Annotated in this window: 10 protein-coding genes; 5 read left to right on the plus strand and 5 right to left on the minus strand. The window is 64.7% G+C overall.

Annotated elements, in window-relative coordinates:
- Positions 1-20: 20 nt before the first annotated feature.
- Positions 21-1,973, plus strand: coding sequence for an acetate--CoA ligase (gene acs, locus AC07Y0_RS20195; RefSeq protein WP_498679452.1), 1,953 nt, complete (start codon positions 21-23; stop codon positions 1,971-1,973).
- A gap of 67 nt (positions 1,974-2,040) precedes the next feature.
- Here the strand turns inward: acs and AC07Y0_RS20200 are convergent, their stop codons facing one another.
- The 3 genes from AC07Y0_RS20200 to AC07Y0_RS20210 form a co-directional block, all read right to left on the minus strand.
- Complete coding sequence (locus AC07Y0_RS20200) at positions 2,041-2,307, minus strand: excalibur calcium-binding domain-containing protein (protein ID WP_498680290.1); 267 nt, start codon at positions 2,305-2,307, stop codon at positions 2,041-2,043.
- A gap of 101 nt (positions 2,308-2,408) precedes the next feature.
- On the minus strand, positions 2,409-2,870 hold the full coding sequence (locus tag AC07Y0_RS20205) for a thermonuclease family protein (RefSeq protein WP_498679453.1): 462 nt from the start codon (positions 2,868-2,870) through the stop codon (positions 2,409-2,411).
- 51 nt (positions 2,871-2,921) lie between these two features.
- The gene (locus tag AC07Y0_RS20210; protein WP_498679454.1) at positions 2,922-3,155 is read right to left on the minus strand and encodes a DUF1674 domain-containing protein; all 234 of its coding nucleotides are present in this window, start codon (positions 3,153-3,155) and stop codon (positions 2,922-2,924) included.
- Positions 3,156-3,270: 115 nt separating this feature from the next.
- Here AC07Y0_RS20210 and htpX point away from each other — a divergent pair, with 115 nt between their 5' ends.
- From htpX to purH, 4 genes are all read left to right on the plus strand, one after another.
- The gene (htpX, locus tag AC07Y0_RS20215; RefSeq protein ID WP_498679455.1) at positions 3,271-4,233 is read left to right on the plus strand and encodes a zinc metalloprotease HtpX; all 963 of its coding nucleotides are present in this window, start codon (positions 3,271-3,273) and stop codon (positions 4,231-4,233) included.
- Positions 4,224-5,615, plus strand: coding sequence for an RsmB/NOP family class I SAM-dependent RNA methyltransferase (locus tag AC07Y0_RS20220; protein WP_498679456.1), 1,392 nt, complete (start codon positions 4,224-4,226; stop codon positions 5,613-5,615). Before htpX ends, AC07Y0_RS20220 begins: the two co-directional genes overlap by 10 nt.
- A gap of 188 nt (positions 5,616-5,803) precedes the next feature.
- Positions 5,804-7,480: a heparinase II/III family protein gene (locus AC07Y0_RS20225; protein WP_498679457.1), complete on the plus strand. Its 1,677-nt coding sequence runs from the start codon at positions 5,804-5,806 to the stop codon at positions 7,478-7,480.
- 96 nt (positions 7,481-7,576) lie between these two features.
- Positions 7,577-9,193, plus strand: coding sequence for a bifunctional phosphoribosylaminoimidazolecarboxamide formyltransferase/IMP cyclohydrolase (gene purH / locus AC07Y0_RS20230; protein WP_498679458.1), 1,617 nt, complete (start codon positions 7,577-7,579; stop codon positions 9,191-9,193).
- A gap of 52 nt (positions 9,194-9,245) precedes the next feature.
- Here purH and AC07Y0_RS20235 read toward each other — a convergent pair whose 3' ends face one another.
- On the minus strand, positions 9,246-10,652 hold the full coding sequence (locus AC07Y0_RS20235) for an MFS transporter (protein ID WP_498679459.1): 1,407 nt from the start codon (positions 10,650-10,652) through the stop codon (positions 9,246-9,248).
- 37 nt (positions 10,653-10,689) lie between these two features.
- On the minus strand, positions 10,690-15,477 hold the full coding sequence (locus AC07Y0_RS20240; RefSeq protein WP_498679460.1) for an NAD-glutamate dehydrogenase: 4,788 nt from the start codon (positions 15,475-15,477) through the stop codon (positions 10,690-10,692).
- Positions 15,478-15,584 lie beyond the last annotated feature (107 nt).

The following is a 15,584-nucleotide window of genomic DNA, read 5'->3' on the forward strand; positions in this document are numbered from 1 at the left end:
GTCAACATGAGGAGGTGTTCATGTCAGCCAAGAAATATCCGGTGCTCAAATCGGCGAAGAACCGTGCCCTGATCGACAAGGACAAGTACCTGAAATGGTACGAGGAGAGCATCGAAAACCCGGAAAAATTCTGGGACAAGCATGGCAAGCGGATCGACTGGTTCAAGCCCTATACCAAGGTGAAGAACACCAGTTTCAAGGGCAAGGTGTCGATCAAGTGGTATGAGGACGGCCTCACCAACGTCTCGTACAATTGCATCGACCGTCACCTGAAAACCCACGGCGAACGCACCGCGATCATCTGGGAAGGCGACAATCCCTATATCGACAAGAAGATCACCTACAACCAGCTGTATGACAATGTCTGCCGCCTGGCCAACGTGCTGAAGGACCAGGGCGTCAAGAAGGGTGACCGCGTCACCATCTATATGCCGATGATCCCGGAAGCAGCCTATGCCATGCTGGCCTGTGCCCGCATCGGCGCGATCCACTCGGTGGTGTTCGGCGGCTTCTCGCCGGACGCGCTTGCCGGCCGTATCGTCGACTGCGAATCGACCTTCGTCATCACCTGCGACGAGGGCCTGCGCGGCGGCAAGCCGGTTCCGCTCAAGGAAAACACCGACACCGCGATCGACATCGCCGCCAAGCAGTATGTGATCGTCAACAAGGTTCTCGTCGTGCGCCGCACCGGCGGCAAGATCGGCTGGGCGCCGGGCCGCGACCTCTGGTATCACGAGGAAACCGCCAAGGCGAAGCCGGACTGCCCGCCGGTCAAGATGAAGGCGGAAGATCCGCTGTTCATCCTCTATACCTCCGGCTCGACCGGCAAGCCGAAGGGCGTCGTGCACACCACCGGCGGCTATCTCGTCTATGCCTCGATGACGCACGAATACGTCTTCGACTACAAGGACGGCGAAATCTACTGGTGCACCGCCGACGTGGGCTGGGTCACCGGCCACTCCTACATCGTCTACGGACCGCTGGCCAATTGCGCCACCACGCTGATGTTCGAAGGCGTCCCGAACTTCCCCGACCAGGGCCGTTTCTGGGAAGTCATCGACAAGCACAAGGTCAATGTCTTCTACACCGCGCCGACCGCGATCCGTTCGCTGATGGGTGCCGGCGACCAGTTCGTCAAGCGCTCCTCGCGTTCTTCGCTCCGCCTGCTCGGTTCGGTCGGCGAGCCGATCAATCCGGAAGCCTGGGAATGGTATTACAACGTCGTCGGCGAGCAGAAGTCGCCGATCGTCGATACCTGGTGGCAGACGGAAACGGGCGGCATCCTGATTTCGCCGTTGCCGGGCGCGACCGACCTGAAGCCGGGTTCGGCCACGTTGCCGTTCTTCGGTATCAAGCCGCAGCTGGTCGACAACGAGGGCAACGTGCTCGAGGGTGCGACCGACGGCAATCTCTGCATCACCGACAGCTGGCCGGGTCAGGCCCGCTCGATCTACGGCGATCATCATCGCTTTGCCGAGACGTATTTCTCCACCTACAAGGGCAAGTACTTCACGGGTGACGGCTGCCGCCGCGACGAGGACGGCTATTACTGGATCACCGGCCGCGTCGACGACGTGCTCAACGTTTCGGGCCACCGCCTCGGCACGGCCGAAGTGGAATCGGCACTCGTGTCGCACCACTTCGTCTCGGAAGCCGCGGTTGTCGGCTATCCGCATCCGGTCAAGGGGCAGGGCATCTATTGCTATGTCACGCTGATGGCCGAGCATGACGGTGACGATGCCCTGCGCCAGGAGCTGGTGAAGCACGTGCGCATGGAAATCGGACCGATCGCGACGCCGGACAAGATCCAGTTCGCCCCCGGCCTGCCGAAGACCCGTTCCGGCAAGATCATGCGCCGCATCCTGCGCAAGATCGCCGAGGACGATTTCGGCGCGCTCGGCGACACTTCGACGCTGGCCGATCCGGGCGTTGTCGACGATCTGATCGCCAACCGGCAGAACAAGATCGCCTGATCGCGCCTGCCACTGCAATCCACAGGGCCTCTCCGTTCCTCCGGAGGGGCCTTTTGCATTAAAGGCCTCAACAGCCGATCGCCTCGCGGATTCCATCGACTTCGGCGCGCGAGTGGCAGATGTTCTCGCACGGAATGCCGTCGCCGTCGCCATCGGCGCGGCGATAGCCGCTGCACCACAGCTCTACCGCTTCGGCGCAGCTCGCCACCTGCTTGCAGGTCCGCCCGGCTGCGAGCCGGAGCGGAAAGTCCGCCGACGTCGCCTCGGCTTCGGCGGCCTTGGGCGGAAGGAGCAGGAGAAACAGGATCAGCAGCTGGGCAAGCGGGTTTGCGATGGGGCTTCTCGACGGTCAATTCGGCAGAACCGCGATTGAAGACGATGCGATCCTCCTTGTCCACCAACCATCGGCAGTTGGCGCTTGCGCGTGGCAGCTGGTCAGGAGCAAGCGACGGTCTTCTTGCGCCCGCCCCGGTAGGGATCGACCAGGCCGGCGGAGAGCAGGGCCTCGGCCGGATCGCTGCCGTCGGCGAGGGTGAGCGCCGCGACGACGCGGCCGTAATACTTGTCGCCGGAAATCTCGGTGAGCGCGACGACGGGGGAGGCGTTCAGGAGGTTTGTGAGGGTCGACTGCGCCTGTTCGGCGGCACTGCGGATTGCCGGGCAGCGCGATTTCAGCTCCGGCGCGTCGATGCCGCGCAGCCGCACATAGGTCGTCACGTGATGGTCCGGCCAGGGCATGGCGCTCACCAGCACCGTGTCCCCGTCGATCACGCGAATCAGCTCGGCTGCGACCGGGCCGGCGATTTTGTCGGCGGCCACGCCGTGCCGAGCGCCGAGCAGCGTGCCCAGGAGGGACAGCAGAACGAAAATCGTGACGTGGGAAGGGTGATTGCGCATGAAGGGAATGTATTCCTATCATGCACTGGGATCAATAGGCTTTTATTCGGATCAGAAGTCGATCGCCCGACCCTTGATCTCCCAGTCGCCGAAGCGGGCCGGATCGGCGCCGCCGCGTCCGCCGATCTCAGGCGCAGGCTCCGCCTTCTGCTCGGCCTTGCGGCGCTCTTCCGCCTCGGCCAGAGCACGCTTTGCCGCCTCGGTCAGCGGCTTGCGGGGCGGCTGGTCGGCGCCTGGCTGGTCCGGTGCGGTCTGCAGATTGTCGTTGTCGGCGTTTGCGCTCATGTCCGATTCATTCCGGCGATCATTGAAACTTGGCTTGGGCCATTTACATCTAGTGCAGTCCGGCGCGCCAACCAAGCGGCGATCCGCCATTTGCGCCCAACGACGGAGAGAAGCGATGAATATGATGCGTACCGCCATGTTGCTCGCCTTCATGACGGCCCTGTTCATGGGAGTTGGCTACCTGATCGGCGGCCAGACGGGCATGCTGATCGCCTTCGTCGTTGCTGCCGGCATGAATTTCTTCTCCTACTGGAATTCCGACCGCATGGTGCTCTCCGCCTACCACGCCCAGGAGGTGGACGAGAGCACCGCGCCGGAATTCTACCGCATGGTGCGCGACCTGTCGGCCAATGCCGGCCTGCCCATGCCCCGCGTCTATGTCTTCGACAATCCGCAGCCCAATGCCTTCGCCACCGGCCGCAACCCTGAGAACGCCGCCGTCGCCGCCTCGACCGGTCTACTGCGCCGCCTGACGCCGGAGGAAGTCGCAGGCGTCATGGCCCATGAACTCGCCCATGTGGAAAACCGCGACACCCTGACCATGACCGTGACGGCGACACTCGCGGGCGCCATCTCCATGCTGTCGAATTTCGCTTTCCTGTTCGGCGGCAATCGCGACGACCGCAACAATCCGCTCGGCTTCGTCGGTGTGCTGATCGCCATGATCGTCGCGCCGCTTGCGGCCATGCTGGTGCAGATGGCGATCAGCCGGACCCGCGAATATGCCGCCGACCGGCGCGGCGCCGAGATCTGCGGCAGCCCGCGTTCCCTTGCCTCGGCGCTGGAGAAGATCGCCGGCGATGCCTCGCATATCGAGAACTATGATGCCGAGCGAAACCCCGCGACGGCGCATATGTTCATCATCAATCCCCTGTCCGGCCAGCGCATGGACAATCTGTTTTCCACCCATCCCAACACCGAAAACCGCATCGCCGCACTGCTCGATATGCCGGAAACCGGAGTTGGGGGATCGACGCGGCCCGAACGCACTGCTAATCCGCCCCGTAAATCGCGTTCCGTGCCGAATACCGGGTGGGGCCGCGGTGGCTCCGAACCACCTAGGGGACCATGGTCTTGAACGACGAAAAATCGCGCGGAAAATCCAGAAATGCGAAGTCGGCCCGGCCGGCCGGCGGCAGTTACCGGCCCGTCCCTGAACCGAAGGCAGGTTTGGATGCGCGAATCGCGGCGACCAAGATCCTTGGTGCCGTGGTCGACAAGAAGACGCCGCTCGACGGCATGCTCGATGCCGAGCACGGCAATCCGGCGATTCGCGAGCTTTCCGAGGCCGACCGTTCCCTGGTCCGCGCCATTCTTCACAGCGCGCTTCGCCATTTGCCGCGCATCGAGGCGATCCTCGACAGCCTGCTCGACACGCCGCTGCCGGAGGGCGCCCGTTCGCTCAAGCACCTTTTGATCGTCGCCGCCGCGCAGATGCTCTATCTCGACGTGCCGGATCATTCCGCCGTCGATCTCGCGGTGGAACAGTCCAATCGCGACCCGCGCAATCGGCGTTTCGCCAAGCTCGTCAACGCCCTGCTGCGCCGCATCGGCCGCGAGAAGGAAGCATTGCTTCAATCGGTCGGCGCCCTGCCCTGCCTGCCTGCCTGGTTCCTCGACCGGCTGACGGCCGTCTACGGCCACGACGCCGCGCTCGCCATTGCCGAAGCGCAGCTGCAGCCGGCGGCGATCGACCTCACGGTCAAGCAGGACGCCCAGATGTGGGCCGACAAACTCAATGGCAAGGTTCTGCCGACCGGCAGCGTGCGCCTGGAAAAGTTCCGCGGTGCGATCCCCACGCTCGAAGGCTTCGACGACGGCGCCTGGTGGGTTCAGGATGCGGCAGCCGCCATTCCTGCCCGACTGTTCGGCGACATCAGCGGCAAGCGCGTGGCCGATCTCTGCGCCGCGCCGGGTGGCAAGACCGCGCAGCTGATCGCCATGGGCGCCGAGGTAACGGCCGTCGAGCAATCCCAATCGCGCCTGAAGCGGCTCGAAGGCAATCTGGCCCGCCTCGGCCTCAAGGCCGATTGCGTGCTGGCCAGTCTGCTCGACTTTCACCCTGAAAAGCCCTTCGATGCCATCCTGCTCGATGCGCCCTGCTCGTCCACCGGCACGATGCGCCGTCATCCGGACGTGCCCTGGACCAAGGGACCGGTGGACATCGCCAAGCTTGCCGAGCTCCAGGAGAAGCTGCTGCGCCACACGCTGACCTTGGTCGGTCCGGGCGGCGTCGTGGTGTTTTCCAACTGCTCGCTCGATCCGCTCGAAGGGGAGGACATGGTCGCGCGCGTGCTTGCCGACAGCCCCGCTTATCGTCGCGTCGCCATCGACGCGGCCGACTGGCCCGGCCTGGAGGAAGCCATCACCCCGCTTGGCGAATTCCGCACCACCCCGGCCATGCTTGCCGACGCGGGTGGGCTTGACGGCTTTTATGCGTGCGTCATCGCTAAAATTTAACGGAAATTTCACTAGAATTGTTAGACTTTGAGGGAATGCACACTCGCCGACTCATCGATCGGGTGTTGCGGCGACGTGTTGACGGGCCTGACCCGGTCATCGAGGCAGACGACGGAACGGATCAAGGCAGGACAGCCGCAAGCGGCTTCCGCGCTGGACGGGATCTAGTGCCACGGCTTGGGAAGATGATGCGACTGACGCTACGCCAGAGGCTGGCCTATCTCTATATCGCGGAAACCTGGCGGCGGTTCGTCCGAGGTTTGGCGCTTCCGCGCGCCATGGCGATCGGCCTTCCCGGTGCGGCGCCCGGCCGGCTGATCGTCGCGCCGACCGACCTGCGCGCCATCGATCCCTTCGTCGCCGAAGAGATCTACGAGGGACGCTTCCCGCTGGCCGGCCGCGTGCTCGATGCCGGCAACCAGTCGCCCTTCCTCCTGGAATTGCCATCCCACCATTTCGCTATCCGGCTTCATGCCTTCTCCTGGCTGCGTCATATCCGGTCCGACAAGAGCGAGCAGGCCTGCGCCAATGCCCGCGCCATCGTCGACGACTGGATCGAGCTGCACGGCTCGCGGATCGGCGGCGTGGCCTGGGAGGCCGACGTGATTGCCCAGCGCATCATCGCCTGGCTTTCGCACTCGACCGTGGTGCTGCAGGATGCCGACAGCGGCTTCTACAAGCGCTTCCTGTCGAGCCTGTCCTTCCAGGTCCGCTATCTCAGGCGCTGCGCCCGCCACGCGCCGGCCGGCCTGCCGCGGCTCAGACTGCGCATCGCGCTCGCCATGGCGTCGATCTCGATGGAAACGCGCGCGTCGAGGATCCGGCGCGCGGCGCGCGATCTCAATCGCGAGATTGATCGCCAGATCCTGCCGGATGGCGGCCATGTGTCGCGCAATCCCCAGGCCGCCGTCGAATTGCTGTTCGACCTTCTGCCGCTCCGGCAGACCTATATCAATCTCGGCCATGATGTGCCGATGAAGCTGATTCCGGCGATCGACCGCATGTATCCGGCCATCCGCTTCTTCCGCCACCAAAGCGGAGATCTCGCCCTGTTCAACGGGGCAAGCTCGACGCTCGCCAATGATCTGATGTCGGTGCTGCGCTACGACGAAACGGCCGGTCAGCCGTTCAAGGCCCTGCCCCATTCGCAATATCACCGCATGACGGCGGGCGGCACGGTGCTGCTGGTCGATACCGGCCTGCCGATCTCGTCGGACCTGTCCCGCACGGCCCATGCCGGCTGTCTCTCCTTCGAGCTCTCCTCCGGCCGCCACCGCTTCATCATCAATAGCGGCTCGCCGCGCTTTGCCGGCGAAAAGCTGCGGCAGCTGGCGCGCACCACGGCGGCGCATTCGACCGTCTGCATCGGCACGGCCTCGTCGGCGCGGTTCTCCGAATCCGATTATCTCGGCCCGGTCATGGTTGCCGGGGTGAACAAGGTCGACGTGTCGCGCCAGACCGGCCCGGATGCGAGCGATCGTCTGTGCCTCAGCCATGACGGCTATCTGGCGAAGTTCGGCGTGCTGCACGAGCGCGAGATCCGCGTCAACGAGGCCGGCAACAAGATCGCCGGCCGCGACCGCTTCCTGCTGCCCGACGGCACGCCCTCGACCGAGCCGCCGCCGGAGCCGGCGGTCGCCCGCTTCCATATCCATCCGGCCATCACCCTCGAGCGGGTGGATGATCGCAAGGTCCGGATGCTGGCGCCGGATGGCGAGAGCTGGACCTTTTCGATTCCTTCGGGCGAACTGGTGATCGGCGAGGACGTGTTCTTCGCCGACGCTTCGGGCGTGCGGCCGTCGAACCAGCTGGAAGTTTCCTTCCAGGGGCCGGAAATACGCTGGTTTCTCGCCCATCACGCATAGAACTGTTCCATCGGCGGAGAAGCTGTGCTAGGCGGCGGCATCGCGCTCGCGATCTCCCATCTCAAGCGGCGCGGCAGATCAGATCGGAGCAGAACCATGGCCGTCGCATCCAAGAAAATCCCCGTTCCCGACCGCGTCAAAATCCGCACAGCCCTGCTGTCGGTGTCCGACAAGAGCGGTATCGTGGAATTGGCAGCCGCGCTGAACGCCATGGGCGTTCGCCTGCTGTCCACCGGCGGCACGCACAAGGCGATCGCCGCGGCCGGACTGCCGGTCACCGACGTTTCCGATGTCACGGGCTTCCCGGAAATCATGGACGGCCGCGTCAAGACCCTGCATCCCAACGTGCATGGCGGCCTGCTGGCGATCCGTGACGACGCCGAGCATGCGGAGGCCATGCGCAAGCACGGCATCGAGGCGATCGACCTCTCGGTCATCAACCTCTACCCGTTCGAGGAAGTCCGTGCTGCCGGCGGCGATTATCCGACCACCGTCGAGAATATCGACATCGGCGGCCCGGCGATGATCCGCGCCTCGGCCAAGAACCATGCCTACGTCACCGTTCTGACCGATCCGTCGGACTATCCGGCCCTGCTCGACGCCTTGAAGGCCGACGATTGCCAGACGACTTACGCGCTGCGCCAGCAGTTCGCCGCCAAGGCCTTCGCCCGCACCGCCGCCTATGACGCGGTGATCTCCAACTGGTTCGCCGAGGCCCTGTCGATCGACATGCCGCAGTATCGCGCCATTGGCGGTTCGCTGAAGGAAGCGATGCGCTACGGCGAGAACCCGCACCAGAGCGCCGGCTTCTATGTCACCGGCGACCAGCGCCCGGGGGTTGCCACCGCGACCCTGCTGCAGGGCAAGCAGCTTTCCTACAACAATATCAACGACACCGACGCGGCCTTCGAACTCGTCGCCGAGTTCCCGGCCGAAAACGGCCCGGCCTGCGCCATCATCAAGCATGCCAACCCTTGCGGCGTTGCCACCGGCCCGAGCCTGGTCGAGGCCTACAAGCGGGCGCTCGCCTGTGATTCCACCTCGGCCTTCGGCGGAATCATCGCGCTCAACCAGATGCTCGACGCGGCAACCGCCGAGGAGATCGTCAAGCTGTTCACCGAAGTGATCATCGCACCTTCGGTCACCGACGAGGCCAGGGCGATCATCGCCGCCAAGCCGAATCTTCGCCTGCTGACCACCGGCGCGCTTCCCGACCCGCGCGCCCGCGGCATCGTCGCCAAGACGGTTTCCGGCGGTCTTCTCGTGCAGTCGCGCGACAATGTCATGGTCGAGGACCTCGAGCTCAAGGTGGTCACCAAGCGTGCCCCGACGGCAACCGAGCTGGAAGACATGAAGTTCGCCTTCAAGATCGCCAAGCACGTCAAGTCGAATGCGGTGATCTATGCCAAAGACGGCCAGACGGCCGGTATCGGGGCGGGCCAGATGAGCCGCGTCGATTCCGCTCGCATCGCGGCGCTGAAGGCCGAGGATGCCGCCAAGGCGCTCGGTCTGGCCGAACCGCTGACCAGGGGCTCCGCGGTCGCCTCCGAAGCCTTCTATCCCTTCGCCGACGGCCTGCTGGCCGCCATTGCCGCCGGCGCCACGGCCGTCATCCAGCCGGGTGGGTCGATGCGGGATGCCGAAGTCATCGCCGCTGCCGACGAACACAATGTGGCGATGGTCTTCACCGGCATCCGCCATTTCCGCCACTGATCGCGGTTCGTCTCGATCGGCAAGCAAAAGGCCCGGGAGACCGGGCCTTTTTTCATGTTTCGAGCGGCTTTGCCGGATGGGCCGCCGGGTAGGGCGTCTTCAGCAGGATGAGCAGGCCGCCCAACAGGAAGACGATCAGGCTCGCCATGCCGATGCGCGCCGATCCCGTCCAATAGGTCAAAAGCGAGAAGGAAAGCGTCGCCATGAAGCTCGTGGCGCGGCCGGAGAGTGCATAGATGCCGAAATAGCGCCCGGCTTCCGCCGGGCTGACGCTGCGCGCCAGATAGGAGCGCGAGGAGGCCTGCACCGGCCCGAAGGAAATGCCGATCAGCAGGCCGTAGAGGATGTAGGCCTTTTCCGCCGGGGTCGAAAACAGGCCGTCAGTGGATGCGATCGGCAGGTTGATCAGTCCGAAGAGCGTGAAGTCCGGTCCCGTCGAGATCATCCCCAGCGTCGCGGCCAGCAGCAGCAGCAGCGCCAGAACCACGACGAATTTCGACCCGAGCCACCGGTCGAGTGAGCTCGCCGCCACGCAGCCGAAGATGGCGATGATGTTGAGGATGATGCCGTAGATGCCGATTTCCAGCGTATGCCAGCCGAACATCGCCGCGGCAAAGACACCGCCGAGGATGATCAGGCCATTGACGCCGTCCTGATAGATCATCCGCGCGATCAGGAAACGGAAGACGCCCGGCTTGTGCTTCAGCTCCCGGAGCGTGCTGCCGAGCTCCCCGAGCCCGGAGCGCACGGCGGTGGCAAGCGGTTTGCCGCGGGTGGCATCGGGCGTGAAAAAGAACATGGGAAGGATGAAGACCAGATACCACAGAGCCGAGATCGGCCCGGTGATGCGGGCATCCTCGCCGGTCGCCGGATCGAGCCCGAACAGCGGCGTGGTGCCGAGGATGGTCTTGCCGGTTTCCGGGCTCGCGGCGATGAACAGCACGACACTGATCAGCACGATCATGCCGCCGAGATAGCCCATGCCCCAGGCGATGTTGGACACGCGGCCCACGTCCTTCTGGCCGATGAGCCGGGTCATCATCGAATCGTTGAACACGATGGAGAACTCCGCGGATGTCGTGGCGAGAACCATGAGCAGGACGATGAAGGCGACCGAAGAACCGGGCGCGGCCGTCCAGAGCAGGCAGAGGGCTGCGATCTTGATCGTCGCGAAGAAGGCGATCCACGGTTTTCGTGAGCCGGATTCGTCTGCGATCGACCCGAGAACCGGCGACAGCACGGCGATGATGATCGAGGAGATCGTCGCCATGTTGCTCCAGGTGGCCTGGGCGGCGATCGGATCGCTGGTCATGCGCGAGACGAAGTAGGTGCCGAAGATGAAGGTGGTGATGACCGTGAAGAAGGGCTGGGCCGCCCAGTCGAAGAGCATCCAGCCCACCACGCCGCGGCTATAGATCCCGCCGCGGCGCTCCCCCGTCACATCCGCCATGTTCGTCACGCAAGGTCCCTTCCCCGATCGATCGAGGCAGAGACTGTCACTTTGTCCCGTTGTTCGCAAGATCGCTGAGCAGGCCGGCGGCGACCGCGATCTTCGCCAGGCTGGTCTCGCCGGCCTCGCTCAGCGTGGCCAGTTCGCCACCGAGCCGCTCGGCCCGATGCCGCTGGGCCGACAGCCAGGCATGGACGGGCTGCTTCTCGCGCCCATGCTGGGCAAAGGCCGACACCACGATGTTGCGCCGTGCCGCGGCGATCTGGTCCATGCTGCGGGCGAGCGCCAGGCTTTCATAGTGGTCGCCGCTGACGATGCGGCTGCCGGCGGCCAGAATGCGGTCGATCCGGAACGCATCGGAGACGGCGAAGTAGCCCTCGATCACGCGGGCAAGCGGCGCCTCGGTGCGGGCGGCGATCTGCATCACTTCCGGCACGAGCAGCAGCGCCAGGAGACCGACCACTTCCTCGGCGATGTCGGCCGGCGATCCGGCCTCCACGAGGTCTGCGACTTCATGCTGGAACATGACGCGGAGATTGGCGGGAAGTGTTGCCCCGAAGGCCTGTTTCGAGGCCTTGACTGCTGCTTTCAGGCGCGCCAGCGCCTCGGAAAGGTCGCCGGTCGCCATGCCGGTCTCGACCAGCAGGCGGGTGACGCCGGCATAGACGCGGGCGACGATCGCGTGCAGCCGATTCTGCGTCTCGCCGGGGATCTTGGCGTCGAGCGCGTCGATCTTTTCCCAGATGGCCGGAAGCTGCAACCCGTCGCGGGTGATCAGCGCAGCCTTGACGATCTTCTCCGGGGTAGCCCCCGTCGCGTCGCCGACGGTTGCGATGAAGGCCGGGCCGCCCCGGTTGATGACATGGTTCGCCAGCACGGTCGCGATGATCTCGCGATGCAGGCGATGCCCGGCAATGTCCGCCGCATTGGTCTTGCGCATGCGGGCGGGGAAGTAGTTGGTGAGCGCGCTCTCGCAGTAGGGATCATCCGGCAGGTCGGAGGCGACCAGCTGATCGAACAGCACCAGCTTGGCATAGGAGAGCAGCACGCCGATCTCGGGGCGGGTCAGCGCCTTGCCCGAGGCGTAGCGGTCGGCAAGCGTCGCGTTGTCGGGCAGGACCTCGACCTTGCGGTTCAGCCGGCCGAGCTCTTCCAGATAGCTCATCAGCCGCCCGAGTTCCTCGCGATTGACGGCACCCTTGCGCTCCGTCAGCGAGATCGCCAGCGACTGGAGGTAGTTGTTGCGCAGCACGAGCGCTGCCACCTCGTCGGTCATTTCGGCGAGCAGCTTGTCACGCTTTTCGCGGGTCAGCCGCTGGTCGGCGAGCGCCGGGGAAAGGGCGATCTTGATGTTGACCTCAACGTCGGAGGAATTGACGCCGGCCGAGTTGTCGATGGCGTCCGAATTCAACCGACCGCCACTCAGGGCATAGGCGATACGTCCCTTCTGGGTGACGCCGAGATTGGCGCCCTCGCCGATCACCTTGGCGCGCACTTCCGGGCCGGTGACGCGGATGGCGTCGTTGGCGCGGTCGCCGACATCGGCGTCGGCCTCGTCGGCGGCCTTGATATAGGTGCCGATGCCGCCGAACCACAGGAGATCGACCGGGGCCTTGAGGATGGCGTTCATGATGTCGAGAGGCGTCGCCACCGTCTTGTCGAGACCGATCACGGCGGCGGCCTCGGGCGTCAACGTCACGGATTTCTCCGCGCGCGAAATGATCATGCCGCCCCTCGACAGCAGCTTCCTGTCATAGTCCTGCCAGCTGGAACGCGGCAGGGCGAACATGCGCTTGCGCTCGCGGAAGGAGGCCGCCATGTCCGGATCCGGATCGATGAAGATGTCGCGGTGGTCGAAAGCGGCAACCAGACGGATCTTCTCCGACAGCAGCATGCCGTTGCCGAACACGTCGCCCGACATGTCGCCGACACCGGCCACGGTGAACGGGGTCGTCTGGATGTCGATGTTCATCTCGCGGAAGTGGCGCTTGACCGCTTCCCAGGCGCCACGCGCCGTGATGCCCATCTTCTTGTGGTCGTAGCCGGCCGAGCCGCCGGAGGCGAAGGCGTCGTCGAGCCAGAATCCTGCCGCCTGGGCAAGGCCGTTGGCGGTGTCGGAGAAGGTGGCCGTGCCCTTGTCGGCGGCGACGACGAAATAGGGATCATCCTCGTCGAGGCGCACGGTGTCGGCCGGCGCCACGATCTTGCCGCCGACGATGTTGTCGGTGATCGACAGCATCGTCGTGACATAGGTCTTGTAGGCTTCGGTGCCGGCCGAAAGCCAGGCATCGCGGCTGCCGCCGACCGGCAGTTGCTTGGGGAAGAAGCCGCCCTTGGCGCCAACCGGCACGATGACGGCGTTCTTCACCTGCTGCGCCTTGACCAGCCCGAGCACTTCGGTGCGGTAATCCTGGGCGCGGTCCGACCAGCGCAGGCCGCCGCGCGCGACCTTGCCGAAGCGCAGGTGCACGCCCTCGACCTCGACGCCGTAGACGAAGATCTCGCGGAAGGGCCGCGGTTCCGGCAGGCCTTCGAGGCGTTGCGGATCGAACTTGAAGGCCAGCATCGGGCGATTGCCGGCCGCATAGGCCGGCTGGAAATAGTTGGTGCGCAGCGTCGCCTCGACCGAATTCAGGTAGCGGCGCAGAATCCGGTCCTCGTCGAGGCTCGGCACCGAGGCGAGCGCCGTTTCGAGCTCGCTGCGGGCGTCCGCCTGCTTGCGCTGGCGGGCCTTGTCGGAAAGCTTCGGATCGAAGGTGAGTTCGAACAGCGAAAGGATCGTCGCGGTGATGCCGGGATGCTTGTAGAGCGTATCGGCGATGTGGCGCGGCGAGTAGACGAAACCGCACTGGCGCAGATGGGCGGCGTAGGCACGCAGCACGTTGGCCTGGCGTGCCGTCAGGCCGGCCGCCATGACGAGGCGGTTGAAGGCGTCGTTGTCGAGCGTGCCGGTAAAGGCCAGGACGAAGGCTTCCTCCAGCATCCGGCCCTGCGTGGCGATATCGAAGCCGCGGCCGCCCTGCACCTGCAGTTCCATGTCGTGCAATACCACGAGACCTTCGCGTTCGGTGCCTTCGTTGATGCCGATGTCGAAGGTGCGCTCGCTGATGACGTTGAAGCCGAGGTTTTCGAGCAGCGGCACGCGGCGTGAGAGCGGCAGGTGCGCGCCGGCGTGGAAGATCTTGAGATAGAGCAGCGCGCGGTCTTCGCCCTCGACCTCATGAAAGGCGATCGAGATCGGCACTCCGTCGAGGCAGGCCTCGATATGGCGCAGGTCCTCGACAGCGTCTTCCGCGGTGAAGGCCTCCTGGAACGCCTGGGTGACGGAAAGCCGCGGCGCGTCGCTGCCCGCGAGCGTGGCGAACCGGTCGTCCCAACGTGCGGTGATCTCGCGCACGGCTTCCTCGAGCTTGGCCTGGGCGATGCGCGGCGTCTTGCCTTCCGATCGGCCGATGATGATGTGGACGCGTGCCACGCCGCCCTCGGGGAAGGCCGGATAATAGGCCGAGACATGGCCCTCGTAGACGGTCTTGAAATAGTTGCCGATCTTTTCGCGCACGATCGAGTTGTAGTCTTCGCGCGGCACATAGACGATCAGCGACACGAAGCGGTCGAACTGGTCGATGCGCGGCAACACGCGCACGCGCGGCCGCTCCGCCAGATCGTTGATCTGTTCGCAGAACTTGGCCAGCAGCTCGGTGTCGATCTGGAACAGGTCGTCGCGCGGATAGGATTCCAGCGTGTTTTCGAGGATACGGCCGGAATGGCTCTGCGGGTCGAAGCCGAAATGGCTGATGACCTTTTCGACCTTGGCGCGCAGAAGCGGAATCTGGTTGACCGAGGGCGTGTAGGCGGTGGCGGTGAACAGGCCGACGATGCGCAGCTCGCCGATGACCTTGCCGTCCGGCCCGAAGCGTTTCACCCCGACATAGTCCATGTAGGCGCGGCGATGCACGACCGACTTCACATTGGCCTTGGTGACGATGAGGAAGTCCGGGCCCTGCAGGAAGGCGAGGATTTCCGGCGTGGTGGTCACCGCATGCCTGCCCTGTCTCAGCACCAGCACGTCCGGATCGGACAGGATCCCGAGCCCCTGGCCGAGGCTGCGCTCGACCTTGGCGTCGGCTCCCTCGCCGGAATAGATGTATTCGCGCATGCCGAGGAAGGTGAAATTGTCCTTGCGCAGCCAGTCGAGGAAGGCGAGCGCCTCGTCGCGGTCGGCCTTGCGGCGCCCGGCGACGGTGGTCGACAGTTCCTGCATCGCCGCGTCGAGCAGCGAGAGCATCGGCTTCCAGTCGGTGAAGGCCATCTTCACCTTGGCCAGCACGCCGGCGAGATTTTCCTCGAGCGCTCGCGCCTGTTCGGCGCTGAGCGGCGCGAGATGGATCTGCATGTAGCTGACGCGGATCGCTCCCTCCGCCTCCTGCTCCGGTACCGACAGGCTGATCTCTCCACCGGGCGTCAGCGACAGGATCGGATGGATCGCCATGGTGATGTCGCGATAGAGGCTGGTCACCTCGCCCATGACCGAATCATAAAGGAAGGCCTTGTTGTGATCGACGATCGACAGGATGCTGACGGGAACGCCGTTCGGCGTCACGTCATCCGCCGCCTCGATCGTGATGCGCGGCGTCTCGCCGTCCCAGGCTGCCAGGTCCGCAGCTGCTCGAACGGCAGAAAGGGCAAGCATTTCAGGCGTGTAGATATCGAGGTCGTCATTGCTGGCACGGCCGAAGAGAGTTCCCGGGTCGATGAAAGCCTCTTCATTCGCGACCGCGATGCGGCGGGCGCTTTCGAATTGTTGCTCTCTTCGGGTTTTCTTGCTCGCGACCATTGTTCACTCCCTCCAATGTCATTCGCATGTTGCGCACATGTACAATAAATTTTCTTGTCGAAACATGAGCGATCCCAGCTTTCTATGTGGAAATTTGCGGCATTCCG

This window comes from Allorhizobium sp. GW101-3B10 (assembly GCF_059424725.1).